Here is a 6,932-nt window from a genome sequence, read left to right as displayed (position 1 = left end):
GTGGAGGCCGAGTACAGGACGGTGCTCAGGCTGGACGCGCGCAGGAAGCTGTCGGCGGCGAAGGAGAAGAAGAGGAAGACGCCGTCGTCGGAGCCGCCGCCGTCTTCCTCTTCTTCTCCTTCGCCGCCGACAGCTTCCTGCGCGCGTCCAGCCTGAGCACCGTCCTGTACTCGGCCTCCACCCTCGGCATCATGGCCGTCCCGGTGGCCCTGCTGATGATCGGCGGCGAGTTCGACCTCTCCGCAGGCGTCATGGTCACCACCTCGGCCCTGGTCAGCTCGATGTTCAGCTACCAGATGACGGCCAACGTATGGGTCGGAGTCCTCGTCTCGCTGCTGGTCACCCTCGCGATCGGCTTCTTCAACGGCTACATGCTGACCCGCACCAGGCTGCCGAGCTTCATCATCACCCTCGGCACCTTCCTGATGCTGACCGGACTGAACCTCGGCTTCACCAAGCTGATCACCGGCACCGTCTCCACCAAGAGCATCGCCGACATGGAGGGCTTCCCCTCCGCCCGCGCCCTCTTCGCCTCCCAGTGGACCCTCGGCCCCGTCACCCTCAAGGTGACCGTCCTGTGGTGGGCCGTCCTCGTCGCCCTCGCCACCTGGATCCTGCTGCGCACCCGCGCCGGGAACTGGATCTTCGCGGTGGGCGGCGGCGCCGACGCGGCCCGCGCCGTCGGCGTCCCCGTCGTCCGGACCCGCATCGGCCTCTACATGGGCGTCGCGCTCTGCGCCTGGATCTCCGGGCAGCACATCCTGTTCTCGTACGACGTCGTCCAGTCGGGCGAGGGCGTCGGCAACGAGTTCCTGTACATCATCGCGGCCGTCATCGGCGGCTGCCTGATGACCGGCGGCTACGGCTCCGCCATCGGCGCGGCCGTGGGCGCCTTCATCTTCGGCATGACCAGCAACGGCATCGTGTACGCCCAGTGGAACCCCGACTGGTTCAAGTTCTTCCTGGGCGCGATGCTCCTGCTGGCCACACTGCTCAACGCATGGGTCCGCAAGCGGGCGGAGGCGAAGTGACACCCCTCGTGAAGCTGACCGGCGTCAGCAAGTCCTACGGCAGCATCCGCGCCCTGCGCGACGTCTCCCTGGAGGTCTCCGCAGGCGAGATCACCTGCGTCCTCGGCGACAACGGCGCAGGCAAGTCCACCCTCATCAAGATCATCTCCGGGCTGCACAAGCACGACTCCGGCACCTTCGAGATCGACGGAGAGGAGACCGAGCTCGCCAACCCGCGCGCCGCCCTCGACCGCGGCATCGCCACGGTCTACCAGGACCTGGCCGTCGTCCCCCTCATGCCCGTCTGGCGGAACTTCTTCCTCGGCTCCGAACCCACCCGCGGCCGCGGCCCGCTGCGCCGCCTCGACGTCGGCCTCATGCGCCGCACGACCCGGTCCGAGCTGCTGCGCATGGGCATCGACCTGCGCGACGTCGACCAGCCGATCGGCACCCTCTCCGGCGGCGAGCGGCAGTGCGTGGCCATCGCCCGCGCGGTGTACTTCGGCGCCAAGGTCCTCGTCCTCGACGAGCCCACCGCCGCCCTCGGCGTGAAGCAGTCCGGCGTCGTCCTCAAGTACGTCGCGGCCGCCCGGGACGCCGGGCTCGGCGTGGTCCTCATCACGCACAACCCGCACCACGCCCACCTCGTCGGCGACCGCTTCGTCCTGCTCAAACGCGGGGCGATGGCCGGCAGCCACACCCGTGACTCGATCACCCTCGACGAGCTCACCCGGCAGATGGCCGGCGGCTCCGAGCTGGACGAGCTGAGCCACGAACTGGCCCGGGTGGCACAATCGGGACCGCAGCCCCCCGAGCCCGCCGATCCCGCGGGCACCACCGCACCACCGAGGGACGACACGACTCGATGAGCACGTACCGGGACTTCACGCTCACCCACCGCGGGTCGGCGCGGGGCACCGTCCTGCGGACCATCGGGTCCCGTGAGCGCCGGTCGCACCTGACCGCCCCCCGCGTCCCCACCGTCGGCATCGACATCGGCGGCACCAAGGTCATGGCGGGCGTCGTCGACGCCGACGGCGTGATCCTGGAGAAGATCCGCACCGAGACCCCCGACAAGTCCAAGAGCCCCAAGGTCGTCGAGGACACCATCGTCGAGCTCGTCCTCGACCTGTCCGACCGCCACGACGTCCACGCCGTCGGCATCGGCGCGGCCGGCTGGGTCGACGCCGACCGCTCCCGCGTCCTCTTCGCCCCCCACCTGGCCTGGCGCGACGAGCCGCTGCGCGACGCCCTCCAGTCCCGCCTCGCCGTCCCCGTCATGGTCGACAACGACGCCAACACCGCGGCCTGGGCCGAGTGGCGCTTCGGAGCCGGCCGCGGCGAGGACCACCTCGTCATGATCACGCTCGGCACCGGCATCGGCGGCGCGATCCTGGAGGGCGGCCAGGTCAAGCGCGGCCGGTACGGGGTCGCCGGCGAGTTCGGCCACATGCAGGTCGTCCCCGGCGGCCACCGCTGCCCCTGCGGCAACCGCGGCTGCTGGGAGCAGTACAGCTCCGGCAACGCCCTGGTCCGCGAGGCCCGTGAGCTCGCCGCCGCCGACTCCCCGGTCGCCTACGGCATCATCGCCCGCGTCGGCGGCAACATCCAGGAGATCACCGGCCCGCTCATCACCGAGCTCGCCCGCGAGGGCGACGCCATGTGCATCGAGCTCCTCCAGGACATCGGCCAGTGGCTCGGCGTCGGGATCGCCAACCTCGCCGCCGCCCTCGACCCCTCCTGCTTCGTCATCGGCGGCGGCGTCAGCGCCGCCGACGACCTGCTGATCGGACCCGCCCGGGACGCCTTCCGCAGACACCTGACCGGGCGCGGCTACCGGCCCGAGGCCCGCATCGCCAAGGCCCAGCTCGGCCCCGAGGCCGGCATGGTCGGAGCGGCCGACCTCGCCCGGCTCGTCGCCCGCCGCTTCCGCCGCGCCACCCGCCGGCGCGTCGAGCGGTACGAGCGCTACGCGCAGCTGGGCCGCCGCCAGACCCCCGGACCCGACGACCAGGACGACACGCAGTGACACCGCCCACCCTGCCCCGCCAGGCGCCGGCCCCCGACGAGGGCGGCGCACCGCCCCCCGCGGAGGACCGCAGGCACGTCGTCCGGCGCCGCTGGATCACCGCCCTCATCATCCTGCTGCTGATCGGCGTCCCCGCCGGCTACCTCGCCGTCTCCGCCCAGCAGAGCCGCGAGAGCGGCCGCGACAAGGCGGCCAAGGTCGGCGCCACGAAGGTCCGGCCCGGCTGGCCCTCGCGGGTGCAGCGCAGCATCTACGACGTGCCCATCCCCCAGAAGGCCTGGAAGGTCGGCTTCCTGGAGACGAACAACTGGCACACCAGCCGGCTGTACGTGCAGTTCGCCGTGACCCCGGCCGACCTGGACGGCTTCCTCGCCGACCTCGGCACCAGCCGCGCCGAGCTGACCCGCGGGGTGGCGATCGACGCGCACGACACGGCCGTCTCGGGCTGGAACTGGAAACCGCACAGGACCTGGTACGGGACCACCCTGGAGCAGCCCGACCCCCGCCCGACCCGCGACGTGACCGTCGACCTCACCGACCCGTCCAAGCCGAGCGTCTACGTCGTCTCGACGGCCGTCCCGTAAGGGCCGCGGCGGGCCGACCCCGCCGGGCGGGCTGCCCTAGCCTGGGATCATGAAGCTCACCAAGCGGCTGCACTCCTGCGTCCAGCTCGAAAAGGACGGGCGCGTCCTCGTCATCGACCCGGGTGCCTTCAGCGAGCCCGACGCGGGCCTGGGGGCGGACGCCCTGCTCGTCACGCACGAGCACCCCGACCACTTCGACGAGGGCCGGCTGAGGGCCGCCCTCGACGCGAACCCCGCCGCAGCCCTGTGGACGCTGCGCAGCGTCGCCGAGCGGCTCGCCCCCGCCTATCCCGGCCGCGTGCACACCGTCGGGCACGGCGACGCGTTCACCGCCGCCGGGTTCGACGTCCAGGTGCACGGCGAGCTGCACGCCGTGATCCACCCCGACATCCCGCGGATCACGAACGTCGGCTACCTCGTGGAGGGTTCGCTGTTCCACCCCGGCGACGCCCTCACCGTGCCCGGGGTGCCCGTCGAGACGCTGATGGTGCCGGTGCACGCGCCGTGGAACAAGGTGTCCGAGGTGATCGACTACCTGCGCGAGGTGGGGCCGCGCCGGGCCATCGACATCCACGACGTCTACCTCGCCGACATCGCCCGGCCCATCTACGACACGGCCCTCGGGAACCTCGGCGGCACCGACCACGGGCGGCTCGCCGCGGGCGACGCCACCGAGGTGTGACCGCCGCCCCGGCGCCGGGCGGCCGGTGCCGGGTGGCTGTCGGCGCCGGGCGGTAGGTTGGGACGCATGCGTATCGCCACGTTCAACGTCAACTCGATCACCGCCCGGCTGCCCCGCCTGCTGGCCTGGCTGGAGAGCTCCGGCACCGATGTCCTGTGCGTGCAGGAGACCAAGTGCTCCGACGCGCAGTTCCCGCACGACGCGCTGCGCGAGCTCGGCTACGAGTCTGCCGTCAACGCCACCGGCAGGTGGAACGGCGTCGCCCTGCTCTCCAAGGTCGGCCTGGAGGACGTGGTCCGGGGCCTGCCCGGCGGCCCTGACTACGAGGGCGTCCAGGAGCCCCGGGCCATCTCCGCGACCTGCGGCGGGGTCCGCCTGTGGTCGGTGTACGTGCCCAACGGCCGCGAGGTCGAGCACGACCACTACGGCTACAAGCTGGAGTGGTTCCGCGCCCTGTCCGAGGCCGTCGCCGAGGACGCCGCCGGCCCGCGCCCCTTCGCCGTGCTCGGCGACTTTAACGTGGCCCCCACCGACGAGGACGTCTACGACCCGGCCGTCTTCGCCGGCCTCACGCACGTCACCCCCGCCGAGCGGGCCGCCCTGGAGGCGCTGCGCTCCGCCGGCCTGTCCGACGTGGTGCCGCGGCCCCTCAAGTACGACCGCCCCTACACGTACTGGGACTACCGCCAGCTCGCCTTCCCGAAGAACCGCGGCATGCGCATCGACCTCGTCTACGGCAACGCGCCGTTCGCCAAGGCCGTCACCGACGCGTACGTCGACCGCGAGGAGCGCAAGGGCAAGGGCGCCTCCGACCACGCGCCCGTCGTCGTGGACCTCGACCTGGACGCCTGACGGCCGGTCCGCGGCCGCCGGAATCCAGGCGCGCCCTGTGGCCGTCGGGGCCCCTTGGTGCCACGCTGTTCGGTATGGACATGCCCTTTCTGGCCCACTGGCGCAACCGGAGCGACACGCAGCGGGGCGCGGGTCTCGCCGCCGCGGTCGCCGAGGACCCGGAGGGCGTCGGCGAGCTGTTCGCGGAGTGCGAGGTGCTGCGCGTCCACGCGCGGGCGGCCGGGCTGGAACTCGACGGCACCCCGGCCTCCTTGGAGGCGCTGGACCAGCTGATGCCGCGCTGGCGCCGGGAGCCCGAGGTGGTGCCCTGGCTCGGCAACGACGCGGGCTTCTACCTCGGGACGGTGATCATCCGGACCTGCCCGGGGGCCCGCTGGCAGGTCTGGCCGAACGGCCAGCCCGTGGTCCGGCTCGCCTCGGGCCGCGAGCTGAACGTCATCGAGTCGGGACTGTCCTGGGCGATGACCGGCTCGCCGGAGCTGTCCCAGGCGTACGCGGAGGCCTCGGAGGGCTCCGAGGCCCGGTAGCGGCCGCGGCCCGTCGGCCGCCGGGCCGGCCCCGGCGGCCTGCGCGCACCCGGCGGTGTCAGCGGGCGCCGAGCGGCACGGAGACGTACGAGGGGTCCTGGCGCGGCGAGGAGAAGGTGAGCTGCGCCCCCGTGGGGTTGTACTCCGCGTACAGCGGGTCGACGGTGTCGATGACCAGGGCCAGGCGGTGGCCCGCGGGCACGTCGTACGCCGTGGAGAACAGGTCGAGGTCGACGCCGAAGGGGCGGCCCGGCGTCTTGCCGTGGAAGGTGTGGGGGGCATGGGTGACGAGCTTGCCGATGCCGAGGGGGCCCACGTCGTAGAGGTAGGCGACGAAGGTGCCGTCGGACCGGGTGGGGGTGACGGTGGTGTGCAGGCGGGCGGTGCCGCGCACGCGGCGCTCGGAGCCGAGGCGGTCCGACTGCCAGACCGCGGCGAAGGCGCGGGGGAGCAGCGGCACGGACGCCATGGGCGGGATCTTCGTGAACTGGTCGAGGGTGCTGGACAGGAGCACGATGCCGCCGTCGGCGCCGGTGTTGACGCCGGTGAAGAGGTGCTCGGTGTCGGCGAGGGCGAGCTTCTCCGTGCCGGCGGAGCCGACCGACTTCCAGTCGGCGTAGCCCTCGTACCCGCTGCTGCTGCGGGACTTGATCTGCACGGGCTGCTCGGTGTCGACGCCGTTGCGTTCGCCCCTGAGGTGGCGGTCGAACCAGCGGCGGGCGTTGTCCCAGGTGTCGTTCGGCAGACCGAACAGGCCGAGGCCTTCGGCGGTGGCGTGGTCGCCGGGGCGGAACTCCAGCCGCTTCGGGCCGGTGAGCTTCTCGAAGAAGGAGGCGTACTGGTTGGGCGGGAAGATGGTGTCGCCCCAGGCGTTGCCGAGCATGACGGCGGTGCCGTTCGCGTTGAGCCGGTCGACGTGCTCGGCGGGCGAGCGCTTGCGGCCCCAGTCGATCATCTCCTGCTCGCGCGCCAGGTCGGAGGCGAGGAAGTCGCCGAGGATGCGGTTCAGTTCGGGGCCGGGGCGGCCGGTGAGCCGCCCGGTCGCGCCGAGCAGGGCGGCTGCCTGGACGTGCTGGGTGCGGCCGGAGTAGATGGACTCGACGAGGTCGGCCCAGCCGCTGAGCGCGACGACGGCCTTGATGCGGGGGTCGTGCGCGGAGGCCAGCAGGCTGATGCCCGCGCCGTAGGAGACGCCGCCGACGCCGATCCGGGCGGGGTCTCCTACGGCGCGGGCATCAGCCTGCTGGC

8 protein-coding genes are annotated in these 6,932 nt (G+C 72.6%); 7 read left to right on the top strand and 1 reads right to left on the bottom strand.

Going from position 1 to position 6,932, the window contains the following annotated elements:
• The 7 genes from EF903_RS26040 to EF903_RS26010 all read left to right on the top strand — a co-directional run.
• Positions 1 to 1,031 (top strand): ABC transporter permease (locus tag EF903_RS26040; protein WP_260615931.1); only part of this gene is annotated, 1,031 nt, incomplete at its 5' end.
• Positions 1,001 to 1,879, top strand: a complete 879-nt coding sequence (locus EF903_RS26035) for an ATP-binding cassette domain-containing protein (RefSeq protein ID WP_125547136.1) — start codon at positions 1,001 to 1,003, stop codon at positions 1,877 to 1,879. The genes EF903_RS26040 and EF903_RS26035, both read left to right, overlap by 31 nt.
• Entirely contained in the window at positions 1,876 to 3,039 is a 1,164-nt protein-coding gene (locus EF903_RS26030; protein ID WP_125547133.1) for an ROK family glucokinase, read from the top strand. The genes EF903_RS26035 and EF903_RS26030 overlap by 4 nt, the downstream gene beginning before the upstream one ends.
• Positions 3,036 to 3,623 (top strand): hypothetical protein, encoded by a 588-nt coding sequence (locus tag EF903_RS26025; protein ID WP_125547131.1) that lies wholly within the window; start codon positions 3,036 to 3,038, stop codon positions 3,621 to 3,623. The genes EF903_RS26030 and EF903_RS26025 overlap by 4 nt, the downstream gene beginning before the upstream one ends.
• A gap of 49 nt (positions 3,624 to 3,672) precedes the next feature.
• The gene (locus tag EF903_RS26020; RefSeq protein WP_125547129.1) at positions 3,673 to 4,305 is read left to right on the top strand and encodes an MBL fold metallo-hydrolase; all 633 of its coding nucleotides are present in this window, start codon (positions 3,673 to 3,675) and stop codon (positions 4,303 to 4,305) included.
• 66 nt (positions 4,306 to 4,371) lie between these two features.
• Positions 4,372 to 5,157 (top strand): exodeoxyribonuclease III, encoded by a 786-nt coding sequence (locus EF903_RS26015; protein WP_125547127.1) that lies wholly within the window; start codon positions 4,372 to 4,374, stop codon positions 5,155 to 5,157.
• A 74-nt stretch (positions 5,158 to 5,231) separates the two neighbouring features.
• Complete coding sequence (locus EF903_RS26010) at positions 5,232 to 5,684, top strand: DUF6278 family protein (RefSeq protein WP_125547125.1); 453 nt, start codon at positions 5,232 to 5,234, stop codon at positions 5,682 to 5,684.
• Between the two features lie 58 nt (positions 5,685 to 5,742).
• Here the strand turns inward: EF903_RS26010 and EF903_RS26005 are convergent.
• Positions 5,743 to 6,932: CocE/NonD family hydrolase C-terminal non-catalytic domain-containing protein (locus EF903_RS26005; RefSeq protein ID WP_125547123.1), on the bottom strand; the 1,190-nt coding region annotated here is incomplete at its 5' end.

It is taken from the genome of Streptomyces sp. WAC05292, assembly GCF_003949955.1.
Taxonomy (GTDB): domain Bacteria; phylum Actinomycetota; class Actinomycetes; order Streptomycetales; family Streptomycetaceae; genus Streptomyces; species Streptomyces globosus.
This window is presented reverse-complemented; position numbering and strand designations above follow the sequence as displayed.